22 protein-coding genes and 1 tRNA gene are annotated in these 24144 nt (G+C 37.3%); 15 read left to right on the top strand and 8 right to left on the bottom strand.

The genetic code is table 11. The features are described 5' to 3' along the window. Positions 1-26 precede the first annotated feature (26 nt). From ODZ84_RS11835 to ODZ84_RS11790, 10 genes are all read left to right on the top strand, one after another. A complete protein-coding gene (locus ODZ84_RS11835; RefSeq protein ID WP_266172514.1) occupies positions 27-629 on the top strand; it encodes an ExbD/TolR family protein in 603 nt (200 codons plus the stop codon). Between the two features lie 12 nt (positions 630-641). Further along, positions 642-1211 carry an ExbD/TolR family protein gene (locus tag ODZ84_RS11830; protein ID WP_266172513.1) on the top strand — a complete coding sequence of 190 codons (570 nt, stop codon included), beginning with the start codon at positions 642-644 and terminating at the stop codon, positions 1209-1211. A 24-nt stretch (positions 1212-1235) separates the two neighbouring features. Continuing rightward, entirely contained in the window at positions 1236-2078 is an 843-nt protein-coding gene (locus ODZ84_RS11825) for an energy transducer TonB (protein ID WP_266172512.1), read from the top strand. Positions 2079-2156: 78 nt separating this feature from the next. Further along, complete coding sequence (locus tag ODZ84_RS11820) at positions 2157-2354, top strand: DUF308 domain-containing protein (protein ID WP_266172511.1); 198 nt, start codon at positions 2157-2159, stop codon at positions 2352-2354. Beyond that, the gene (locus ODZ84_RS11815) at positions 2344-3219 is read left to right on the top strand and encodes a PstS family phosphate ABC transporter substrate-binding protein (RefSeq protein ID WP_266172510.1); all 876 of its coding nucleotides are present in this window, start codon (positions 2344-2346) and stop codon (positions 3217-3219) included. Before ODZ84_RS11820 ends, ODZ84_RS11815 begins: the two co-directional genes overlap by 11 nt. A gap of 90 nt (positions 3220-3309) precedes the next feature. Further along, positions 3310-4962 carry a tetratricopeptide repeat protein gene (locus ODZ84_RS11810; protein WP_266172509.1) on the top strand — a complete coding sequence of 551 codons (1653 nt, stop codon included), beginning with the start codon at positions 3310-3312 and terminating at the stop codon, positions 4960-4962. A gap of 81 nt (positions 4963-5043) precedes the next feature. Then, positions 5044-5763, top strand: coding sequence for a bacillithiol biosynthesis deacetylase BshB1 (bshB1, locus tag ODZ84_RS11805; protein ID WP_266172508.1), 720 nt, complete (start codon positions 5044-5046; stop codon positions 5761-5763). A 35-nt stretch (positions 5764-5798) separates the two neighbouring features. Next, a tRNA-His gene (locus ODZ84_RS11800) sits at positions 5799-5874 on the top strand. A 360-nt stretch (positions 5875-6234) separates the two neighbouring features. Further along, a complete protein-coding gene (locus ODZ84_RS11795) occupies positions 6235-6669 on the top strand; it encodes a hypothetical protein (RefSeq protein ID WP_266172507.1) in 435 nt (144 codons plus the stop codon). A gap of 105 nt (positions 6670-6774) precedes the next feature. Beyond that, the gene (locus ODZ84_RS11790; protein WP_266172505.1) at positions 6775-11811 is read left to right on the top strand and encodes a DUF4132 domain-containing protein; all 5037 of its coding nucleotides are present in this window, start codon (positions 6775-6777) and stop codon (positions 11809-11811) included. A gap of 1248 nt (positions 11812-13059) precedes the next feature. On the opposite strand, the gene ODZ84_RS11785 is transcribed toward ODZ84_RS11790, so the two are convergent. Together ODZ84_RS11785 and ODZ84_RS11780 are read right to left on the bottom strand one after the other, a co-directional pair. Then, entirely contained in the window at positions 13060-13395 is a 336-nt protein-coding gene (locus ODZ84_RS11785) for a DUF3276 family protein (protein ID WP_034701927.1), read from the bottom strand. A 99-nt stretch (positions 13396-13494) separates the two neighbouring features. Continuing rightward, positions 13495-15156, bottom strand: coding sequence for an ABC transporter ATP-binding protein (locus ODZ84_RS11780; protein ID WP_266172503.1), 1662 nt, complete (start codon positions 15154-15156; stop codon positions 13495-13497). 90 nt (positions 15157-15246) lie between these two features. Here ODZ84_RS11780 and nusB point away from each other — a divergent pair, with 90 nt between their 5' ends. The 4 genes from nusB to ODZ84_RS11760 all read left to right on the top strand — a co-directional run bounded on the left by nusB (position 15247) and on the right by ODZ84_RS11760 (position 18002). Then, positions 15247-16152, top strand: a complete 906-nt coding sequence (nusB, locus tag ODZ84_RS11775; protein WP_266172501.1) for a transcription antitermination factor NusB — start codon at positions 15247-15249, stop codon at positions 16150-16152. A 1-nt stretch (position 16153) separates the two neighbouring features. After that, complete coding sequence (locus ODZ84_RS11770) at positions 16154-16663, top strand: DUF1573 domain-containing protein (RefSeq protein ID WP_266172500.1); 510 nt, start codon at positions 16154-16156, stop codon at positions 16661-16663. Positions 16664-16673: 10 nt separating this feature from the next. Then, complete coding sequence (yajC, locus tag ODZ84_RS11765; protein WP_266172499.1) at positions 16674-17045, top strand: preprotein translocase subunit YajC; 372 nt, start codon at positions 16674-16676, stop codon at positions 17043-17045. A gap of 225 nt (positions 17046-17270) precedes the next feature. Further along, positions 17271-18002, top strand: a complete 732-nt coding sequence (locus ODZ84_RS11760) for an SDR family NAD(P)-dependent oxidoreductase (protein WP_266172498.1) — start codon at positions 17271-17273, stop codon at positions 18000-18002. 314 nt (positions 18003-18316) lie between these two features. On the opposite strand, the gene ODZ84_RS11755 is transcribed toward ODZ84_RS11760, so the two are convergent. The 4 genes from ODZ84_RS11755 to ku are packed head-to-tail and all read right to left on the bottom strand — an operon-like array spanning position 18317 to position 21912. Then, positions 18317-18550 carry a hypothetical protein gene (locus ODZ84_RS11755; protein WP_266172497.1) on the bottom strand — a complete coding sequence of 78 codons (234 nt, stop codon included), beginning with the start codon at positions 18548-18550 and terminating at the stop codon, positions 18317-18319. A 40-nt stretch (positions 18551-18590) separates the two neighbouring features. Beyond that, complete coding sequence (ligD, locus tag ODZ84_RS11750; RefSeq protein ID WP_266172496.1) at positions 18591-20483, bottom strand: DNA ligase D; 1893 nt, start codon at positions 20481-20483, stop codon at positions 18591-18593. Between the two features lie 41 nt (positions 20484-20524). Further along, positions 20525-21127 carry a DNA polymerase ligase N-terminal domain-containing protein gene (locus ODZ84_RS11745; protein ID WP_266172495.1) on the bottom strand — a complete coding sequence of 201 codons (603 nt, stop codon included), beginning with the start codon at positions 21125-21127 and terminating at the stop codon, positions 20525-20527. Beyond that, complete coding sequence (ku, locus tag ODZ84_RS11740) at positions 21127-21912, bottom strand: non-homologous end joining protein Ku (protein ID WP_266172494.1); 786 nt, start codon at positions 21910-21912, stop codon at positions 21127-21129. Before ku ends, ODZ84_RS11745 begins: the two co-directional genes overlap by 1 nt. Before the next feature lie 174 nt (positions 21913-22086). On the opposite strand from ku, the gene ODZ84_RS11735 reads away from it, so the two are divergent. Next, positions 22087-22857, top strand: coding sequence for a hypothetical protein (locus ODZ84_RS11735; RefSeq protein WP_266172493.1), 771 nt, complete (start codon positions 22087-22089; stop codon positions 22855-22857). A gap of 87 nt (positions 22858-22944) precedes the next feature. Here the strand turns inward: ODZ84_RS11735 and ODZ84_RS11730 are convergent, their stop codons facing one another. Further along, positions 22945-23595 (bottom strand): hypothetical protein, encoded by a 651-nt coding sequence (locus tag ODZ84_RS11730; RefSeq protein WP_266172492.1) that lies wholly within the window; start codon positions 23593-23595, stop codon positions 22945-22947. A 1-nt stretch (position 23596) separates the two neighbouring features. Continuing rightward, complete coding sequence (locus tag ODZ84_RS11725) at positions 23597-24115, bottom strand: hypothetical protein (protein WP_266172491.1); 519 nt, start codon at positions 24113-24115, stop codon at positions 23597-23599. Positions 24116-24144 lie beyond the last annotated feature (29 nt).

Genomic DNA, 24144 nt, shown 5'->3' with positions numbered 1-24144 from the left:
AGTTTAATTAAAAATAATTCAAAATAATGGCGAGAGTCAAACCAAAAAGACATGGAGTAGTGACGGATATGACGGCAATGTGTGACGTTGCATTCCTGCTACTTACGTTCTTTATCTTGACCACTCAGTTTAAAAAACCTGACGTGGAGCAGATCAAACCGCCATCTTCAATATCAGAAAAGTTACTTCCTGATGCCAGTCTAATGACTATTAATGCTACTCCGGACGGAAAGTTTTATTTCCAGCCAGTAGAAAATGCATCAGAGAGATTACAGCTTCTAGAAAAAATGGGACAAAAGTATAACATGACTTTTGATAACAATGAAAAAGCTGCATTCCAGAAAGTACAAGCAATTGGGGTTCCTATGAGCCAACTGAAAAGCTATCTTGATTTGTCAGATGAGGAGCAGAAGAGTTTCAAGAGTCCTACAGGGATTCCTATGGACAGTACAAATAAGCAGTTAGTAGACTGGGTACAACAAAGTCTGAGCGTGAATCCTGATTACAAATTAGCGATCAAGGGAGACGTTACCACTGAGTATCCAAAAGTTAAAAGCCTATTTGAGGGTTTAAGAGATATTGATTTTCTTAAATTTTGGTTGATTACATCACAAGAAGGTAAACCTTAATATCATTTAGAAATGGCAGAAGTACAAGTACAGGAAAAAGGCGGGAAAGGCGGAAAGGTTAGATCCAAGAAGCAGAATACCCGTGTAGATATGACTCCGATGGTGGACTTAGGGTTTCTTTTGATTACCTTCTTTATGTTTACAACCACATTTAGTAAACCGAATGTTATGGATTTGGGTCTTCCGGCAAAACCGAAAGATGAAAAACAAAAACCACCTCCAACGGAAATTAAACTTTCTAACTCCATCTCTTTATTATTAGGTAAAGACAACAGAATTTTCTGGCATCAGCAGGATAACACCTCTTTAACAGACCAGAATCTGAATGAAACTACTTTTGATAGAGAAGGGATCAGAAAAATAATTGAGCAGGCAAAAGCAAATGCGGCGGATAAAAGTAAATTTACTGTTATTATCAAGCCGACTGACGATGCTGTATATAAAAACTTTGTAGATATTCTTGACGAGATGGCTATTACCAAAAGCGAGCAGTACGGTGTTACCGATGTGAAGCCTTGGGAACAGGCTATTTATGAAAAGAAAGTCGGAGGATCTGCACCTGCAGCGCCGGCTACAAAGTAATTTAACCGTAAAATTTGTTAATCTATGGCAGATGAAAATGTATACAATCAGAATCTAACATTGGATGAGATTGTATTTGAAAATAGAAACAAGCAGTATGGTGCATACGATCTGAGAAATCAGTATCCGAAGCTTCTGACTAAATCATTTATTGTCGGAACTGCATTATTCCTGGTTGCGGCTTTGTCTCCTTTTATTTATCTTACCATTAAAAGACTTAATGAGCCTGAAAAGCAGGAAGTTAAAGCTGATTTAGTGGAAATTCTTCAGGAAGATAAAATTTTGGAGCAGCCTAAAGAAGAAGAACCACCTCCACCACCTCCACCACCAAAAGAAGAGGAAAAGATCGAGGTTATTCAGAACGTGGTTCCGGAGCCCGTAAGAGCACCGAAAATTGAAACGCCACCACCACCGATTTCTAAGCAGTTAGAAACGACGACCGGTCTTAATAATCAGGAAGGGGTAAAAGCTCCGGCTTATGTACCACCTCCGCCACCTCCAAATACAGGTACCAAAACCTCTACAGCAGAAGTTAAAGCACCGGTAAATACCAATGAGGTATATGACGTGGTAGACCAGTCAGCAGAATATCCTGGTGGGATGGATGCTTTAAGAAGATACCTTGGAGATAACTTCGATACAGGAAGTGTTGAAGGAGAAGGTAAGTTAACAGCAAAACTGAAGTTCGTAGTGGAAAGAGACGGTACTGTATCCGGTGTTCAGGTAACATCTAAATCAGGAAACGGAGATTTTGACAGCGAAGCAAAAAGAGTTGTTACCAAACTTAAAAAATGGAAGCCGGCTAAGAAAAACGGTGAAAGTGTAAGATCTTATTACTCTGTTCCATTTACAATTAATTTCGAATAAAATTAATTTATAATTAAATAATTACAAAAAAGAGAAGCATTTGCTTCTCTTTTTATTTTTTTTGGTATTTTTGTTATTATGATGTTCAATTGGTTATCCTTAGTCACAGGATTATTTTATATTATCTTAGGAATTGTAGTTATTGTTTATAAATTCTTTTTTACAATTCTGGAACCAACGATCGCATATGCGATGGGTGGTCTTCTTATTCTTTACGGAATATTCAGAATTTATAGAGCAATTTCAAAAATCAAAGATTCCGGAGATGAAAAGTAGTATAAAAGTTCTTTCCCTGTTAATCATTTTTAGCGTTTTTTTTACAGGCTGTAAAAAAGAAGATAAATCACCGTCTTATCATAAAGGTGAGCTTACCATTCTTACTGACGAATCTTTTAAGAGCGTTACTGGAGCTTTGGCAGATGGATACATGATTAATTATCCTGAAACAAAAATTAAAGTGGTGACTCAAAAGGAAGATCTGGGTTTTTTAGATCTTCTTAATGATAAAGCACGGATCGCAGTGATGTCGAAAACACTGTCAGCAGAAGAAATTAAAGCCTACGAAGAACAGGTGGATCTGAAATTTCTGCCGGCTAAATTTGCTGCAGATGCTGTTGTGTTTATTGTTCCCAAAGATTCTCCGAAAGAAAGTATTTCCATGGACGAAATTAAAAACGGACTGCAGTCTGATGATAAAAATTTCATCTTTGACGGTGCCAATTCGAGTAATATCAATTTTGTTGCCCAGAAATTAAATAAAGCCCCCGGAGCCCTGAAATTTTCTGTTATCGCGGGAAGTGAAAATATTATTGAACAGTTAGCAAAATATCCTGATAAAATCGGGGTCATCGGACTTAATACGTTCAGCCGTCCGTATGATAAGATTTCTGAAAACCTTAGAAACAAGGTGAAAATTCTTCCGGTTTCAGATAACGGAGAAATATATACTTCAGACGCCGAAGGCCTCAGAGAAATGAAATATCCTTTTACCAGAGTGCTTTATTTTTTAACCAATGAAGGAAACTTTAATATTGCTAATGGCTTCATCAGGTATTCCTGTACTCAGTTAGGACAGATGATCGTTCAAAAGGAAGGTCTTCAGCCTTATAATATTTACAAAAGGGAGGTTCAGATGCGTTAAAAAGTATTAAAGTAACGTTATAACCCAAATAAATACAGTATTTTGGTCTAAAAATTGTGTACAATATAAAATTCGAGTTAGAAATATAAAATGAAAGATATAATGATTATGAATGTAAAGAAGATTGCTTTTGGAGCAGCGGTGGTATTTTTTACCAACTTTGCCTTTGCGCAAACAGTGCAAGATGGGATTAACAGTATTGACAGCGATAAGTTTGCCCAAGCAAAAACAAATTTCACAAATATGATTGCTACGGCGCCTACAGCAGAAAATTATTTCTATTTAGGAAATACATATCTTAAGCAGGTAGAGCCGGATTATGCCAAAGCTACGGAAAGCTTTAATAAAGGAATTGCTGCAGATGGAAAAAGTTATCTTAACAAAATTGGTTTAGCTGCTGTAAAGTTAGGAAAAGGAGATAAGGCAGCGGTTGCTGAGATCCAGAAGATCGTTACCGATTCAAGAGAAAAGGATGCTGAAGTGCTTTTCAGAGCGGCAGAAGCTTTGACATTATTTGAAAAAAATAATGCTCCCGATCTTGCGATTCAGTATTTAAATAAAGCAATTGAGAAAGCACAGAAAAAAGGAGTTCCAGCGAACTATTACTATACGTTAGGGGATGCCTACAGAATCAAAAAAATTCCTGGAGACGCAATGAGTGCTTACGAAAATGCGCTTCCTTTAGCTAAAAATAAAGCTTCTGTTTACACCAGAATGGGAACTTTATGGATGGCTGCTCAACAATGGCAGCAGGCTAAGAAAAGCATCGATCAGGCCATTGCAACGGATCCTACTTATGCACCGGCCTATAAAGCACTAGCTGCTTATGATATCAAATATCAGCAAAATGCAAAAGCAACTCAGGATTTGATCAACTATACAAAATACGCTGATGAAGATCCGTATACAATGCTGGAAATTGCCAAGCTTTATTTTACCAATGAAGATTATACCAACTCCAAAGCAGTTTTGGATAAGATCTTTGATAAGGTAGAAGATCCTATTAAATTTAAATTAAGAGCATACCAGTTGTATGCTGACGGAAAATATGCCGAAGCTAAACAAAGCATGGATACCTTTGTTTCTCAGGCAGAGAAAACCAGAGTTCAGCCTGCCGACCAGGGATTACAGGGTCTTATTGCTGCAGGTCTTGCAAAGGATGAAAAAGATGCAGCTAAAAAATCTGCTCTTATGACAGAGGCTCAGCAAAAGGTAGCGATCGCAAAAGCAGCAAAGGATGAAACAATGAAATGGGATATGGAATTGGCTAACATCGCTGGAGGCGGAGGAGCTTCTCAGTCTGCTGCTGATTCAGGGCCTACCAACCCTACCATTGAAGGCCTGAAAAAGCAGGTAGCAGCCAATGCTCAGGATTCTGATGCTCTTTATAAACTGGCAACAGCTTATCAGGATGCTAAAAACTGGAACGGAGCGATCCTTACATGGCAGAAAATGATCAATGTTCTTCCTGACTGGGCACCGGCATATTACAGCCAGGGTTATGCTTATCAACAGGCTGGAAACAATGATGCGGCTAAAGTGGCTTACGAAAAATATATTACCACTGTAAAACCGGCAGAAGTGGAAGCTAATAAGCAGACGCTTTCTTACGCTTATTTTGCCGTAGCCTATCTTTCAAAAGAGTCGGATATGACGAAAGCAAAAGACTACGTTGCTAAATCATTACAACTGGATCCTACTTATCAGGATGCTGTAAAATTAAATGCAGAAATCAATAAATAATTTATAACTTAAATTATAGATATTAAAACTTCCCATTCATCGTGTTTGGGGAGTTTTTGTTTTATGATTATATTTGGAAGCATGAAAACAGATATACTAGCGTTCGGTGCTCATCCGGATGATGTAGAGTTAGGATGTGGGGGAACCATTGCCAAATTGGTCTCAGAAGGAAAAATTTGTGCTATCGTAGATCTCACGAAAGGTGAACTCGGAACCAGGGGCACCGATGAGACGAGAAGACTGGAAGCAGCGGACTCTGCCAAAATTTTAGGGGTAGCGGCGAGGGAAAACCTGGGTATGAAAGATGGTTTTCTTGAGAATTCTGAAGAATACCAGATGAGGATTGTAAAAATGGTACGCAAATACAGGCCGGAAATCGTCTTGGCCAATGCAATCGATGACAGACATCCGGACCACGCAAAAGGAGCCAAATTAGTATCGGATGCGTGCTTTTTATCGGGACTCAGAAAAATTGAAACGGTTCTGGAAGGAGAAAATCAGGAAGTATGGAGACCGAAGCATATTTTTCACTATATCCAGTGGAAGGATATCAAGCCGGAATTTGTTATTGATATTTCCGGTTATCTGGATAAAAAAATTGCAGCGTGTATGGCTTTCAAAACCCAGTTTTATGACCCTGCTTCAAAGGAACCCGAAACTCCGATAACATCGAAAGACTTTTTTGAAAGTCTTACGTACCGGGCTCAGGATTTGGGCAGGCTTTCGGGAGTTACTTATGCTGAGGGATTTACGTCTGAGAAGCTAATTTCTTTGAAAAATTTCGATGGAATTGTTTGGTAATTAAAAAATCTTCTCTATATTTGCACTCACAAAACGGTGATTGTAGCTCAGTTGGTTAGAGCGTCGGATTGTGGTTCCGAAGGTCGGGGGTTCGAGACCCCTCATTCACCCAATAAAAGTACACTTTTTATAAAGTGTACTTTTTTTATTTTGTACCGGCCAGAAATTATATTGGCCATCTACAATTCTGAATTTTTTTAAGATTTTAATTACAATTTCAGTTCACAGCACCAACTTGGGGGATTACAGCAGATCATGACGCATTTTGCATACGCCTTTTCAGGAACATGATGTGTTATTTATATTTTATTTTTGAAGCTATTTCCCGCTTTTCGTTGCAATCTTTTTTTCCAAAAAAGGATTTTCACTGCAATCGGGACTATGATATTTATTTTTTATTATAAAAACGCGAAAAATATCAACTGGACTTAAAAAAAATATTTCCTTATTTTTAATCACAATCAACAAAATATGGAAATAAAAGTTAGCGTAAAGCAGCTGGGCAGGAAGCATCCTGTTCTTTCGGAGCACATTCTTGATATTACTCATCAGGAAAATACCATTTCCCTGAAAAATCTTTTACAACGGATCGTTGAACAACAGGTAGAGGCATTCAACTCAAAATCATTTGAACTGGAAGATAAAGATATAACCAAAACACCTCAGGAAAACTATCTGAATATTCTTACGGATACCGGGAAATCAGGCTTCGGAAGTATCTATAATGAAAAAAAAGCCGACCCGGAAAAAGCCAAGGTAAATGTGCTGCAGGCGTACGAAGATGGGCTATTTGCTGTTTTTTACAATGATGAACAACTCGAAAGCCTCACCCAAACCATAGATTTAAGTCTGAAGTATCCTTTTACCTTTATCAGGCTTACTTTCCTTGCCGGAAGCTACTGGTAGTAAGATCGGGACGCCAAAGGCCGGAATTATAATCTTTTACAGGTATTCTGATGAGCCTTATTCCGATCCCCTTGAACTATTTAATAACACTAAATCACAATATCAATGGAAATCAGTGAAAAACTTAAATCGAAAAAAACTGTCGATTATCACAAAAATTTAAAAAAAGATTTAAAAGAACAGGCGGAAAAAGGATTGCTTTCCAAACTTTTTTCTAAAACGAAACTAAAAAAGGAAGTTGCGGAATTCGGATTGTTGCTTCTGGGTAAAAATGATTACTATGATTATCTTACTTTAAGGTCTCCTGAAGCTGAAGAACTGAAGAAACATATCAAAAGTAATCTTTGGGAAGACAAAGACTATTATGAACTGTTAGTTTATTTTTTTAATGATCAGGCAGAACTGGTAAAACATGCATGGAATAAAATGCCCTTCAAAATGTACCAGACGGGCTACGATCGCCGTTCTTTCCGGGCACCGAATAATGAAAGATTTATTTTGCTCAATCAGTGCAATTTCCTGAGAACTCTCCTGCAGCTTCCGAGCATCTATTCTTATGACTCAGGATACCAGTCTTACGACCTGTCCCTGAAGGAGCAGATTATTTACGATAATGAGCTATCAAACAATCCCAGTCAGTTTTACATCTGGTCGGCAGCTATTGATACTGGAAATAAAGAAATTTATCAGTTGATAGAAGATATTATTTTTAATAAACACGCCGAAGGGAAAGTTTCACGGAATATAATCAAAGCTTTGTTGAACAGTGACCAGAAACACTGTTGGGACCTCGTGCAAAAGCTTCTGCTTGCCGCACAACGCCAGGAAGGTTTACGCCAGACTGTTCTCGAATCTTTGGACGAATCCGGGACTGAAGCATTACAATATATGGTCAATGTCATTGAAGAAAATAAATTAACACGTTTTTCTTCCGTTGTGAGGTCTGTCGCAACATGGACCGGGCTGGGCTGGGAGTCCGAAAAAGAATCGGTTGTAAAAAATATAGTGTCGTTAGCAAACAGATATTTCAATAATCCTGAACAAATTGCAGAAGCGGTACAAAGTAAAAATAACAATGAAGTTTACATGGCACTTTGGGTACAGGGTGTATGGGATGTCGAGCTTACGGTACCGTATCTGCATCAGTTGTTTGACAGAGGAAATGTTGAGAAGAAGTGCCTGGCGGTAAAATTTGCGATAGAAACCGGCGATCCTTATATTCAGATGCCTATCCTGTATAAAGCAGTGCTTAATGGCGATCTGCAGGTCCTTGCATTTGCGGGACAGCCATTGGCAGGATTGTTAAGCGCCAATGTGAAATCAAAATTCTATGTTGACAATCCGGATTATCCTGACTTCTTTGAAAAACTTCACGAATTAACACAAAAAATACAGGTTAAAGAAAAGAAATTTGAAAGCATTATTTTTTCCTGGCAAAATGCCATATTCAGCAAAAGCAGTCTGTATGCTTGCATGTTTTATCTGGTTGGCGAGGATCGTAAAAAACTGGATCTGGTTCTTTCCTACTTCGATCAGTTTGAACTTGGCTTGAGAGAACAGCTGACAAGAACTATTCTTGACGAATTCTACTGTTATTCTTATTCCTACAATTTTGAGAAAAAGAAAAAAGCAGTGACTCCCTTCCAGAAGGAATTTGCTTTCAGGATTATCAGAGACCGGGGAGAATCTTTAGTGGCATCAGGAATCAACGTTTTACAGCAGAATCCTTTACAGCAGGAGGAAGTATTGCTTTTCTACGATTTATTCAAACGAAAGGGTGGAAACCTTCGTAAAAAACTTATAGAACTGATGATGAAACAGGAAGATACTGTCTTGATACCATTGGTAAATGAACTGATCCTGAAAGGAGACGTGGAGCAGAGAACGGCGTCGCTGGATATCATGCTTCAGCTTCAAAAAGATAAAAGGATTCCTGCTCAGATCAATCAGTGGCTTCAGCAATACACGGAGAGGACAAAAGTTTCCGAGAGAGAACAAAGTATGCTGGATCAGCTTGATCCTTCCGGAGATAAAGAAATTCTCAGTGCTGAAAACGGGTTCGGATTTTATGATCCCGCCGTAAAGTCAGAGGTGGCATTGCCTGTAGTAGAAGATGGCTCAGTTTACCGACAGGCCATAAAAAAGAATAAGTACGGTTTTACCCAATCACAGGATCATATCAGAAAAGAACTGAAAAAACTGAATGATCTTTTCCTCAGCCATCAACATTATGAATATGAAACCGAAGACTGGAATGGTTCTTTAACAAAGGAATTACTGGGAAACAGTTTCCGCCAGATCAAAAGAAACACCGATGGGTTTACAGGGGAAGAACTGACTGCCAATTATCCTTTGCATGAAGTCTGGGAACAATGGTATCATGAATCAGGACTGCAGCCGCGGGACTTATTTTTATTAACATTTGTGGATAACTGCGATCGCAAAAAATTCAGAGATTTTCTGGAGAATTATGTATTCTATCATAAAGATATGATCCCTAATCCTCTCAAAGATAATTATTACTGGAACAATCCCGTTAAGAGCATCCTTGAATCACTGGAATATAAATTTATATTCCAGGAAAAAAATGATTTCTTGATTGATGCCTGCAGCAATTTGTTTGCTCATCTTCCTGACGATGTCATCAGCTATAAGGCAAAACAGAGTGAATATTATTATGGAAACCGTGGAGACGGATGGCAGCACGTAGGTTTTTTCAATGTGTTTTTACAGGGTATAGCCTATAGAAAACTTACTCATGAGCAATTCGTAAAGGTATGGAATCTTTACCGTTGGATGCAGTTCAACGGGCTGGAAGAGAATATCCAGTATACGGTCCCGCCCTTCTATTTATTCTGTAAGGCTTATGAACTTGGAATCATCACCAGAGATGAGCTGTACGAAGGGATTTTCACAGCCGAAAGAGCAATTCAGGAACTCACAACTACCAAATTTTATCATCACAGCGAAAAATACCTTGAAACTTTCCCTTTCCTGAAACCCGTTATAGATGGGATCCGGGATAAGTTTCTGGATATCGAACTGATTCGGGGTGATTCTAATACTTCAGTTTCTCATTTTGTACAGGAATTCCAGTCTGTGTACGGAGCTGACCGTTTTGTACAGATTTTAAAGGGCTTAGGTAAAGCTAATCTTTATGCAAATTATATATACAGTTACAGTGGTGACAGTATGACCAAGCAGAAACTGTTTTCCTATCTGTTGTCCAACTGTTATCCTTTAGAAAGTGATACTCAGGAATTATTTAATGAAATGGTGAAAAAAGAGAAGATCTCAGAGCTTCGCTTAATTCATGCTGCCGTATATGCTCCGCAATGGCAGAAGCTGATCAGTAATTATTTAGGCTGGAAAGGTTTGGATTCGGCAATCTGGTGGATGCATGCCCATACCAAAACAGGGTCTTACCAGGCACAGAATTCGGGTCTTGAAAGTGAAGTGGCAAAATACTCTTCGGTGGATGTTCAGGATTTTCAGGATGGTGCTGTAGACAAAGAATGGTTTACCCGGGCATATAAAGAATTAGGAAAAGCACGATGGGAAATGCTGTACGATTCGGCAAAATACATCTCCGACGGGAATGGCCACCGAAGAGCACGATTATATTCTGATACCTTAACCGGCAGTCTGAAAATAAAAGAAGTGACTGCAAAAGTAAAAGATAAACGTGATCAGGATTATCTTCGGGTATACGGACTGGTGCCTTTAAGCAAAACAAATCCGGAAAAAGATGTGCTGAACCGGTACGAATATATCCAGCAGTTCAAGAAAGAAAGCAAGGAATTCGGCTCCATGAAGCAGGCGAGTGAGGCACTGGCAATCCGGGTCGCATTGGAAAATTTAGCCCGGAATGCAGGATATCCTGATCCGATCCGCTTAACATGGGCTATGGAGACCAGACAGATTCAGAATCTGCTGTTTAAAGATACTCAGGTAACCGTTGATGGCGTTACCGTAGGTTTAATGATCGAAGATGACGGAAAAGCCAATCTGGTTGTTTTCAGGGATGATAAACCGTTAAAATCTATTCCTCCTAAAATTAAAAAAGACAAAGCCGTTATCGAATTGGGCAATAACCGCAAAATTATGCGTGAACAGTGGGTGCGTTCGCGAAAAGGGCTGGAAGAAGCGATGATAAGAGGTGATGAGTTTCTGTATGCCGAAATTAAGAACCTTTTTGAACATCCGGTTATTGTAAAGCATCTTGAGAAGCTGGTATTTATTTCTGATGAAGGTAAGACTGGATTTTTCCATGATGGAAATCTGGTAGACGCTCAGGGTGAAGTTCATAAATTAAATGAAGACAGTATCCTCAGAATTGCACACTGTGTTGATTTGCATAATCAATCGGTATGGAGTGATTTTCAGCATTACTGCTTCACAGAAAAACTGATTCAGCCATTTAAACAGATTTTCAGGGAATTGTATGTTCCTACTCCGGACGAATTGCAGGAGAAATCGGTTTCACGCCGGTATGCCGGCCATCAGGTGCATCCGAAGCAGACTTTAGCCTTGCTGAAAACTAGAGGCTGGAAAGTGGATTATGAAGAGGGATTACAAAAAGTGTATCACAAAGAAGACTTTCAGGTCAAGCTATACGCGTTGGCGGATTGGTTTTCACCAGCTGATGTGGAAAGTCCAACCTTGGAAACAATAGAGTTCCATTCGCTGAAAGATTATAAAAATATTCCGTTTGAAGATATTAATCCGAGATTATTTTCAGAAGTAATGCGTGATATCGATTTGGTGGTTTCCGTTGCGCATGTGGGAGCCGTGGATCCTGAAGCCAGTCATTCATCGGTCGAAATGAGAGCTGTACTGATGAAAGAAACGGCCAGACTGTTTAAACTGGATAATGTGAAAATTGAAGGTTCTCATGTATTGGTGAAAGGACAGTTGGCGGAATACAGCGTTCATTTAGGAAGTGCTGTCGTACATCAGGTTCCGGGCAGATATTTATCTGTTCTGCCTGTTCATTCCCAGCATCGGGGAAGATTGTTCCTGCCTTTTGCGGACGATGATCCGAAATCTGCTGAGGTTTTGTCTAAAGTCTTACTCCTGGCCAAAGACAACGAAATACAGGATCCCACTATACTTTCTCAGATTAAAAGAGAATTTGTCTGAGGACTGGAACTCAGGATGGAAGCCGGAAGTTATTCCGGTTATAAGGGTAAGACCGCTAAACTCTGATGATAAGCACGATTACCTTCTCTGCCTCAAGTTCCCGTACTCAGTTTTAAATAAAAACGGTACACTGCTGAAAAGTGTACCGTTTTGTTATTGAAGTTGTTTAAACTTATTCAGGAAAAAAGAGTTCCGAGAAAATTAGCAATTTTAGATTGCAATGTAAAAGACTAACAATCTGGAACTCATCAGCAAAAATAAAATAGAGAAATGAATTTCATCATTTAAGCAGAGGGAAAGAGGATTTTCTACGAAGTTTGACTTGGTAAAAATAATTCAGATCATTATAAAACGGCTGAAAACCGGCTGCCAGTAGCGGAAACTTTTGTTAAAGGAGTATTATGGGGAAGAAAATACCGCAGAATTACGTGTACTTCAGAAGAAAATCAAAAGATTTTTAACAAAGACTTGCATTTACTTTTTCTGCGCAAAGTATATTAATTAAATTAACTTAAGGGTTTAGAAATCTCTTGGATTTCCTTTGTGGTTTGCTACAGACCACCACACGAAGGGATTGTGCGGTAGCGGTGTGTGGTTATTCTCCCACACTTAAATACATTTTAAAAAGATACCGCGAAATTAAGTGTGCCTCAGAAGAAAATCAAAGATTTTCAAAAACTTACGTGTGCTTCTTCTGCGTAAAGTTATTACTTAAATTAACTTAAGTGTTTAGAAATTTCTTGGATTTCCTTTGTGGTTTACTACAGACAACCACACGAAGGGATTCGTGCGGTAGCGGTGTGTGGTTATTCTCCCACACTTAAATACATTTTAAAAAGATACCGCGAAATTAAGTGTGCCTCAGAAGAAAATCAAAGATTTTCAAAAACTTACGTGTGCTTCTTCTGCGTAAAGTTATTACTTAAATTAACTTAAGTGTTTAGAAATTTCTTGGATTTCCTTTGTGGTTTACTACAGACAACCACACGAAGGGATTCGTGCGGTAGCGGTGAGGGATTCGTGCGGTAGCGGTGATGGAAGCCGGAAGTTATTCCGGTTATAAGGGTAAGACCGCTAAACTCTGATGATAAGCACGATTATCTTCTCTGCCTCAAGTTCCTGTACTCAGTTTTAAATAAAAACGGTACACTGCTGAAAAGTGTACCGTTTTGTTATTATAAGTGAATCTTGTTTAACATAAAAAAAGCATCTTTTTTCAGATGCTTGTGTTTTTAAGTATTGTTTGGCTTAGACTTCGTCGTCAGAATCTATAGTGAAAGATTTGCTTTTGAAGTCTTTGTCATGCTTTTCTGATATTACATCCTCACCCTTCTCGTTAATGATGAAATCTGTGGATTCATTAAACATCTCCTGAAAACTTTTAAAATCTTCTTTATAAAGATAAATTTTGTGTTTCTCGAATGTAGCCTCTCCATTCTCTCCGAAGTTCTTTTTACTTTCGGTAATCGTAAGATAATAATCTCCTGCTTTCGTCTCACGCACATCAAAGAAATAAGTTCTTCTCCCTGCTTTTAACACCTTCGTGAAAATTTCATTTTCATGGCGTTCCTTGTATTCACTCATTGTTAGATATTTTTTAATCTTGTTAAGAACAAATATAAAAGTTTTCTTTTAATCACAAAATTTTTTTTATGATTTATTTAACATTTGTGAACAAATGAGCTATGCAGTTACAGAATTGGTAATTTCGGTAAGATTAATAATTTTATCGGCTCTCTGAGCGCTAGACTCTCTGTGTGTGATGATTATAGATGTTGCATTGTGAATTTTAGCATCTATATTCTCAAGGATGTTCTGTTCGGTCTCAGTATCCAGCGCAGAAAGTGAATCGTCGAAAATAATGATTTTCGGGTCTTTAATCAGGGCTCTGGCGATACAGATTCTCTGTTTCTGACCTCCCGAAAGCATGACGCCACGTTCACCAACGAGTGTTTTATACTGTTCTTTGAACTCAATGATATTCTTATCTACATCTGCAATCTTAGCATATTCAACTACCTTTTCGTGAGTAGGATCATCGATGGCGAAACCAATGTTATTTTCAATGGTATCTGAAAACAGGTAGCTTTCCTGTGGAATGTATCCGATGAAGTTCCGGTAATTTTCTAAATTATGTTCTTTAAGGTTTTTACCGTCAATTAAAATTTCACCTTCAGTAGGATCTATTAACCTGCAGAGCAATAAAGCAATGGTAGACTTTCCGCTTCCGGTCTTGCCCATAATAGCCAGGGATTCACCCGCCTTTAAGGTAAAACTTAAATGATCAAGGGCTTTAATTCCGGTATTCGGATAAGTATAAGATACATTTCTGAACTCAATATTTCCTTTAATAGGGTATTTGTCAAAATTTTTATTTAAAATCTCTGATTGCTTATCCATAAATTCATTAATCCTCTGCATGGAAGCTTCCGCTCTCTGATTGACAGAAGTTACCCATCCGACCATAGAAAACGGCCAGATCAGGATATTAATATACATGAAAAAATCAGCGATTTTCCCGACACTCAATTCTCCGGCGATATATTTCTGTCCTCCTATCAAAATAACCGCGACGTTCAGCAATCCGATGACGAATAGAATAATCGTAAAGAAGTAGGCTTCAGTTTTTGCTAAATCCAGAGCTTTGTCCTGATAGTCGGTTACTTTAATACCGTAATTATTTTTAATGTATTTTTCTTTTGCAAAAAATTTCACTACCCGGATTCCGGAAAAACTATCCTGTACAAAAGTGGAGATAGCAGACTGGCTTTTCTGCATGATCTTCGATTTTTTATTGATAATCGAACTCACTTTAAATATGATAAAAGATAGTACGGGTAGGGGTAGCAACGTCCACACGGTCATCGAAACATCCGTTTTCACCATATAAATGCTGGTGATCAGCAGAAGAACAATTAAATTCACCACATACATCACCCCAGGTCCCAGATACATTCTTACGGCGACGACGTCTTCACTCAGCCTGTTCATCAAATCTCCGATTGTTGTTTGTTTGTAATCGGTCAGAGACAAATCCTGATAATGCCTGTAAATTTTATTTTTAAGTTCATATTCAATTCTTCTTGAAGCCACAATAATCGTCTGGCGCATCATAAAAGTGAAAAATCCTGTAAGAAGAGAACATCCTACGATAATAGCAACGTAAATCAATACCTGTCGGTTAAAACCAAGGTGGCCTCCTTTTGTAAGTTCGTCCACTGATTTTCCTACAAACTGAACTTTATATATATTGAAAAAATTACTGGCAATAATGAATAATAACCCCCAAAACAATAATATTTTGTGCTTCCAGAAGTAAGGGTTCAGAGTTTTTAAAGCTTTCATAAAGTTTACAAAATTACGAAAATACAAGTAAACTAAGAATTTCATCAATTTTAAATTTCATATCTTTGCAGCCATAAAAAAGCTCTTTGAATGTTAGGAAGACGACAAATCCGTGAAAAAGTAGTACAAACTGTGTATTCTTATTACCAGAATCCCTTAAAGTTTGATGTTTTAGAGAAAAATCTATTCTCCGGAATAGACAAAATCTATTATTTATACATCTACCAGCTTAATTTTTTGGTTGCGCTAAAAGATTTAGCCGAAAATCAGATCGAAATCGGGAAAAACAAATACCTGAAGACTGATGCTGATATTAACCCTAACCAAAAATTCATTAACAATCAGGTGTTACGCAAACTGGAAGAAAACCCTGAAAGATTATTCTTTACAAGTCAGCACAAGCAATTGAAATGGGATCTGCATGATGATTTATTGGTGAAAACCTTTCAGAGAATCACTGCCGGAAAGCGTTATCAGGATTTTATGAAAGAAGATGAATATTCTTTTGAAGAAGATCAGAAATTTATCGGAAAATTATTTTTGCGTTATATTGCTGAAAACGATGATTTCCATGAATATCTTGGAGATAAGGAATTATCATGGTATGATGATATTCATATTGCCAATTCAATGGTACAAAAAACGATCGGGTTTCTGAAAGAAGAGGAGGAAAGCAGAACTTTAATTAAAATGATTAAAGATGAAGAGGATAAAACATTTGCTGCCAAATTATTAAGAGATACACTGAACAATTGGGAAGCAAATGAAAAGAAACTTTCAGAAAGACTGGAGAACTGGGATCTGGAAAGAGTTTCGTTAATGGATAAAGTAATATTATCTACGGCTATTGCGGAGCTTGATAATTTTCCTTTTACGCCTTCAAGAGTAGTTATTAATGAATATATCGAGATTGCAAAAGTATTTGCCACAGACCGGTCAAATATCTTCATTAATGGAATTTTAGATAAATATTGTAAAGATCAAAATAGAATTTAACATGAAAAAGACGTTATCAATTATCGCCTTGTCGATCATAGGCCTTGGTTTAGTTTCTTGTAAAAAAGAAGCTACAGGAACAGAAGTTACTGCTAATGCAGATTCTACTGCTGTTCAAACTGATAATATGGCTCCTGCCGATTCATCAGCTGCCTCTGCTACTACAGAAGCTGCCGCTGCACCGGTTTCTAACCAGCCTACAACATCTGTTGCTTTATCAGAAAATAATTTTGATTTTGGAAATATCAAAAAGGGAGATAAAGTGGAGCACGTGTACGAAGTGACCAATACGGGAACTAATCCTTTAGTGATCTCTGAAGTAAAGCCTGGATGCGGATGTACGGCTCCGGATTTTACAAAAGATCCGATTTTACCGGGTAAGAAAGGAAAAATCACCTTACATTTTGACTCTTCAAACTTTGACGGAAACGTGAGCAAGTATGCTGATGTATTTGCCAATGTAGAAAAAGCACCTATCAAATTAACATTTACTGCAAATATTCAACCTTAATTCAATGAATATGTTATCAATATTTTTACAGGCAGCTCCGGGCGGGGGTTCTTCATCTCCGATGATGCTTATCATGATGGGGGTGATGTTTGTAGGTTTTTATTTTTTGATGATAAGACCTCAGATGAAGAAGCAGAAGCAGGAAAAAAACTTTCAGGAGACGTTGAAAGTCGGAACCAGGGTAGTTCTTACTTCAGGTCTGCACGGGAGAATTGCCCAGATCCAGGATGATGGCTTCGTGATCGAAACATTATCGGGAAAATTAAAATTTGAGAAAGCTGCTGTATCAAGAGAGTTTACAGAAAACCGTTTCGGGGATAAAGCAAAAGCTGCTGAAAAAACCACAGCAGACAAAAAAGAAATAGAAACTGAAAAGAAATAAATTTCAGTTTTAAAACAGTACGTTTCGGCGCGGTGAGCAAAGCTCACCGCGCCGATTCTTTTACAGGAATGTCTGAATTCAAACTCCTAAAAAGCTGTGATTCGGAGTAAAGTGTAGAATCCGGAATTCGTAATCATTACAATTTATTTTTAATGTTAAAGGATAGGTTTTATGTTATTCCTGAAAACAGTTGTGAAACTTGCGTTTAAAAAATATCTTTGTTCCATGAATCAAAACACTGCTAAAACCGTTCTTATTCTGGGGGCCAATTCCGACGTAGCCAAACAATGCATCAGGCAATACGTTCAAAAAGGATTTTCAGTGATAGCCGCCTCCAGAAATACAGGGTCGTTGGATCATTTTGTTCAGGAAAATCATCTGAATTCGAAAGTTAAAGTTTTGTCTTTTGATGCGGTTGATTTTGATGCTCATCAGCCATTTTATAACCAGCTTCCGGTAAAACCACATATTGTTGTTTATGCTGCAGGATTTTTGGTGGATAATGAAAAAGCCATGAAAGATTTCAGAGGCGCTCAGCAGATGATGTTGGTGAATTATATGGGAGCGGTCTCCATTCTAAATATCATTGCTACAGATGCCAATAATAGAAATTTAGAAAGAATCGTTGGATTATCATCGCTATCAGGTGTTCGGGGACGGAAAAGCAATTTCGTTTACGGAAGTACAAAAGCGGCTTTTACCACCTATCTGGCCGGATTGAGACAGGAATTGTCCGTCAGGAATATTACAGTCAACGCTTTGGTGATAGGGTATATAAGAACGAAGATCAATGAAGGTTTACAATTGAATGAATCATTAATGATGGAGCCGGATTATGTAGCCGGGCATATTGTCAATGCCGGAAACTCTTTTACCATTGTTCCGAATTTTAAATGGAAACTCATTTATTGGATTTTAAAAATACTGCCTGAGAGTGTGGTGGCGAAGCTGCCATGATTATTTCACTTGCCTGGAATATTTTTGAAGATAGTTTACCAACGTTTCATAATCAGAATTATTAAATTCATTTTTAGTAAAAACAAAATTTAAATTACCTTTTAACAAGCCAACTATAAGGTAACCATCGACGAGGTTATAATTAATTTTGTTCCAGACAGATCCAAAATTATTAAAGATAGTTTTGATTTCTAACGAGTTTTCATTCAGAGAAATAATACTGACCTTATGATCTTTATCACTCTTGACATCCTGTATATTTTCTTCAACAGCCTTATGAAATTTTTTCTTAGAAAGAATATATTCATATACGATTAAAAATATATATCCGATATAGAGAAATCCGACATATTTAAAAATATAAGGTATGGGCTTTGTTTAAAATCATTTAATGGAGCAAAACCTATCGCTAAAAAGATGATGGAATAAATAACAGCTTTCTTTAATTCTGTAGTCTTTCTTTTCCAAAGATACTTAAAGAAAAACCTCTGGTTTTCTCTCTCAATTTTTTCATTAAAAGGGATTTCAATTATAATACCTTCACTCATTGTTATGCGCTGAAAATTGGCCGGACAAAAATATCAAAAATTACTCAATATTTCCCAGCAATTCCAGCACCTTCATCATATCAATTCCTTTCCCTAAAACCGGTTTGAAAAGATCTCCTTTCTCTTTAATTCTTTCCAATGCATTATGAATATTAAAATCTGTAGGTCTTAACCCGGGTTTCAGTTCTTCCCATTCCAGAGGCATAGAAACAGAAGCTCCCTCTTTGGGCCTTATACTGTATACGCTTGCCAATGTCTGCCCTGTTCTGTTCTGAAGATAATCAAGATAAATTTTTTTATCATCGCGTTTCTGAAGACTTCTCTCTAATGTAGTTATCTTCGGTAGTTTATCATTCACCTGCTTCATCAAAATATGGGCAAAATCTTTGACCTGGTCAAAATCATACTGTGCTCCCATCGGGATGTAAATGTGAATTCCTGTACTTCCTGAAGTTTTACAGTATCCTTTTACTTTAACTGACTTTAAAACTTCATTCACCTGCAGTGCAGTCTCAATCACATCATCGAAACTGTTTTTCTTTGAAGGATCAAGATCCAAAACCATAAAATCCGGATGGTCCAGGTCGGGAAGGGCAGCATTCCATGGGTTAAGGTCAATACAGCCCAGGTTATTCAGATACGCCAGCGTTGCTTTATCATTGCAATAAATATAGTCGATGTATTTATCATTGGATTCCGAATACACCTGTGTGGTTTTTATCCATTCCGGAATGTTGTCACTGGCATCTTTCTGATAAAAACCCTGTTCTTCTATACCATTCGGAAACCGGTTTAATGATAAGGGGCGATTTTTTAAATGGGGCAAAATATAACTTGCCACAGATTGATAATACTCTATCACGTCCCCTTTGGTGACATCATCTTTCGGAAAATAAATTTTGTCCTGATTCGTTAATTTTACTTTATGTTTATTTAAAGTAACTTCTTTCTCTTTTTCAGAAGTTTTTGTTGTCTTTGGAGATGTTTTGGCTTTCATTTCTTTGGGTATTATATTAATATCTTCTGGGTTTTTATCTTCGCGAATAGCTATAAAAACAGGATGTCTGAAAATTCCGTCTTTCGTGATTTCAGAATATTTTATTTCACAAACAAATTCGGGTTTTGTCCAGGTTACCGGCATATTGGTTTTTGGAACCGTTTCAAAGGGTGATGATTTTATTACTAAATTTTTAAGCCTGTCATGAAGTTCGTGTATGGATTCCTTATTAAATCCGGTTCCGGTGTGGCCTGCATAAATAAGCTGACCGTCGATATATTTTCCCAAAATCAATGCTCCAAAACCTTCTCTTGAACCTCTGGGTTCTGTAAATCCACAGATGATTGCTTCTTCAGTATTGGTAAATTTTATCTTTAGCCAGTCGGAACTTCTGAGATTTTCGACATACAGACTGTCGCATTTCTTGGCAATCATTCCTTCCAGTTTCATTTCTTTCATTTTACTGAAAAAGTCGATCCCATTTTCCGGGATATGATCACAGTATTTAATAACATCCGTTTCTATAAGCGCTTCTTTTAAAAGCTCTTTACGTTGGATCAGCGGTAATTCTTCAGTGGAATGGCCATTAAGCCATAGTAAATCGAAAACCTGGTATGTCAGAGCAAGATCAGGATTATCTCCGATCTGCTGCAGCAATTGAAAATTAGGTTTTCCGTTTTCATCGTAGGCAACGATTTCTCCGTCAAGAATCATTTTATATTTCTGATTTTTGAAATCCTTTGAAACCTTTTGAAATTTTGATAAGAAGGAGATTCCGTTCCGGGAATAAAATAAGGGTTGTTTTTTGCTGAGATCGGCAATGGCACGGTAGCCGTCCCACTTGATTTCAAAAATCCAGTCTTCATCATCAAATGCTTTTTCATAAGGCTTGGCCAGCATCGGTTTAATAAAGTTCTCCAGTTTTTTCTCATCCACTAAAGAATTGAAGCGTTGGAATTTTGGCTTTGTTTCAGCAGTTATGACTTCTTTTTGCTGCTTTTTAGGCTTTTTTTTTCCTCTAAAAATTGAGTAACCAGGGAATTTTTGGCCGTATTTTCTTCAGCATCGTATTTTTCCTCTGCATAATCATCCTTATGTTTAATTAAAAGCCAGGCATTATTTTCGGCATTTTTCATTTTAACCAATGCAAATTCCCCTTTAAGCTTTTTACCGTACAGGATAAACTTTAAAGAGCCGGATTTCAGTTCTTTAAGCAATTCTTTTTCATCAGATAAAGTGCTGTTTTGATCTAAAGGTTCGTAAGTCCCGCTGTCCCAGACTTCGACCTGTCCTGCACCATAATTTCCCTCCGGAATATTTCCTTCAAAATCTTTGTAATCATAAGGGTGATCTTCCACCATCATCGCCAGGCGTTTATCATCCGGATTTAAGGAAGGACCTTTCGGTACAGCCCAGCTCTTCAGGACCCCTTCCATCTCCAGCCTGAAATCATAGTGGAGGCGTGAGGCGGCATGTCTCTGGATAACAAAAATAAGCTTGTCTTTACTTTTTTTTGTCTTTCCTTTGGGTTCACTGGTTTCGTCGAACTTGCGTTTTTCGTTATAATCTTTAAGAGCCATTACGATGCATTTTTAGATTTGGGAGTTTGTAAGCTGGCTTTCAGCTGAGCCATAAGATCGATCACTTTGCCTTCTTTTGCAGGTTCGGCTTTTTTCGCTTTTACCCCTTTTCCTTTGGCTTTCTGCTTAATGATTTTCATTAGGGATTCAGTGTACGTATCTTTATACATTTCAGGATCGAATTCCTGCGAGAGTTGTTCTATAAGGCTCACTGCCATTTTCAGTTCAGCAGGTTTGGGCGCTTTCTTGGCAGGAATTTTTAAATCTTTGTAATCTCTGATCTCCTGTGCAAACCGCAATCTGTTTAAGACTAATACGTCATCATTATAGGGACGGATCATTCCAATTGCTTCACTTTCCCTGAGAACAAAAGTTCCAACCCCTACCATTTTTGTTTTAGCGAGAGCATTTAACAAGAGTCTGTAAGCATTTTCACCATTCTTCTGAGGTTCCAGGAAATAGGGATTTTCAAAATAAACGGAATCTACTTCTACTTCTTTCACAAACTGATCAATGGAGAGTATTTTAGATTTTTCAGGACTAGCGGCTTCATAATCTTCCTCATCAAGAATAATGTATTTATCCTCCATAAGATAACCCTTAACAATATTTTCCCACTTGACTTCCTTTCCGGTTTTTTCGTTTACCCTTTTGAATTTGATATTCGAAAAATCAGATTTATCAAGCATATCCAGATCCAGCTTGCTGGTTTCTGTAGCAGAATAAATTTTCACCGGAATATTAACCAAACCAAAGCCGATGGCACCGTTCCAAATTGCTTTCATTGTCTTACATTTGGTTAAAGGCGTGCAATCATTGTGCCGAGTGATAAATTTATATTAAATGTGGTATCGAAGCATTGAATTAAAATAAAATAGAGAAAAATAATGAAAATATTACAACAAAGTGAATCATTGATAAACTTATTATTGTAATTTGCGCCGAAAATATAGTACATAATGAAAACTGTTGTTACTCTGTTATTGGTCCTGGGAATCAATATCTTGACATTTGCACAAAAGGTAGATTATAAAAATAATATCATCGCGGTAGATGGCAATAAAATCGGAAAGGTTGAAGTTCAGAAACAGAATCTGGGCCTGACGAAAAATTTTAATCTCTACTCCATGGACGGCGAAAAATTGATCATCGCTGTTTTAAGTACAGAATTTGAAGGCGACAGGAATGACAATACCACCATGTATTACCGTTTTACTTTTTTACCGACAAACCAGGTTGGAATTTTTAAATTATCAACCTTAGGAATGGAAAAAGGGTTTGTTAATTTAGTAGGTAAAGGGGGAATTATAGACGGAAACACTTTAAACGCCAATAAAGTAACGGAGTTGATTGCTTCAAAAGGAGTCTCACCAAGAACGGCTGTTAATTATACATTGGTTTCCCGAAACAAAAACTGGCCGGTGGAGTTGAAGCAGGACCGTTCTATTGAGCAGGGAGAGACCATCGGTTTCTTCAACTATACGGGAAGCATCGGTGGGCAGGATACGTATGAGTTTTTTGTTCCGGATGGCGTGATGGTTGCTAAAGTAAGTTTTGCAGGTGGCAATAATGCGCAGAATTTTGAACTGTTTACAGCCCGTGACAGCGTAAGAAAAGTAGTTCAGATTCCGCAGAAAGATAAAATAGGCTCTGTTTCTTCCAGCATTGATCCTAATTTGCTTACCCTTAAAAGAATTACCGCGTGGCTGGTACAGAATAATTATTTATAAAATACAACTTAAATACACAGGCGGAGATTTTCTCCGCTTTTTTTGTGTTTTTATTGTAGCTTCAAATTTATAAATAAACTGCTCCGGTCATCTATTGCATAGCATACCAGATTTTATTAAATTAATTTCTGTTTTTTCAGATTTTATATCGAAATTGTTCAAAAATTCCAGATCAAGATAATAATTTGTTGAAATATATTTATCATGATATACTTTTGTTGAGGCTTTCTTCTGAAAGATTTCATTTAATGTAGCTTTGTCGATATTGGTAAATGCGGTGAGTATCGGTAAGGATTTATTATAATATTTAATGGTAATTTTAGTTTTTACAAATTCGATATCACTTTTGTTATAGAAAATATTCACATACTCATTTTGATCTTTCCCTATACCAAAAACATAATCTTCTATCATAGCGTCAGTCAGATCAATATCCTCAAAAATCTTATACCGTTTTATATCCTGAACAACAATATCCCGGTTAAAATTTTCCAGAGGAAATCCTTTCTCGTTGTCAATAATTGATCTGATATAAAGGTAAATGGGAGCAACAATAAGAATTCCAATCACAAAATAACCACCCTTAAAATCAAGGCTGTCTTTGTCTCTTGAATACCCGATTCCGTGAAAGAGGATAAACAAACCGGTAAACCAAAGAACCGTTATCACAACTTTCCAGGTACTCCATTTTTCACTTTTCAGGCCTGGCGAATTTTCCTTTTCTTCTGATGTGTTCATATCAGTAGGTCTTTATTGTATCGTTTTGAATATAATTGAATTTTGATGTTTTTATATCTCCAATGTCGGCATCCATATCATATTTTTTAGAAATAATAATGTACCTGTTCTTTTCATAACAGTGCCTGATTACTTCAATAGGAATACTTTCATTATTTTCAAAATTGATAAATCCTGTAAAATGATCACACCTGTAACGACCTTCTGTACCCTGAAAATTATTGAAAACACCTTTCAGATCATCCTGACTGAAAAAAATGCCATTAATTTCAGCAGAGGTAATTTTACTGTTCTGTAAACTATTCTGAAAATTGGATTTTATAAGTTGTTTTCCACCCAAAAAACAAATGAAACTAATGGCAATCAGAGTTCCTGCAACATATAAATTCTCTGAAACGTTCTCTTGTACATTAGAAGGATAGTAAAGCATTTTTTTTGCGAACGCTAAAAGGCAGAATATAATTCCGATAATGGCCGAAATATATCCGAAGGCAGAAAGTATTAAGATAAGTGTACTCATAATAAAAAAAGCGGAGAAAAAATCTCCGC

It is taken from the genome of Chryseobacterium fluminis, from assembly GCF_026314945.1.
GTDB classification, from domain to species: Bacteria; Bacteroidota; Bacteroidia; order Flavobacteriales; family Weeksellaceae; genus Chryseobacterium; species Chryseobacterium fluminis.
Note: the sequence above shows the minus strand (reverse complement) of the source record. Positions and strands in the feature narration are given on the sequence as shown.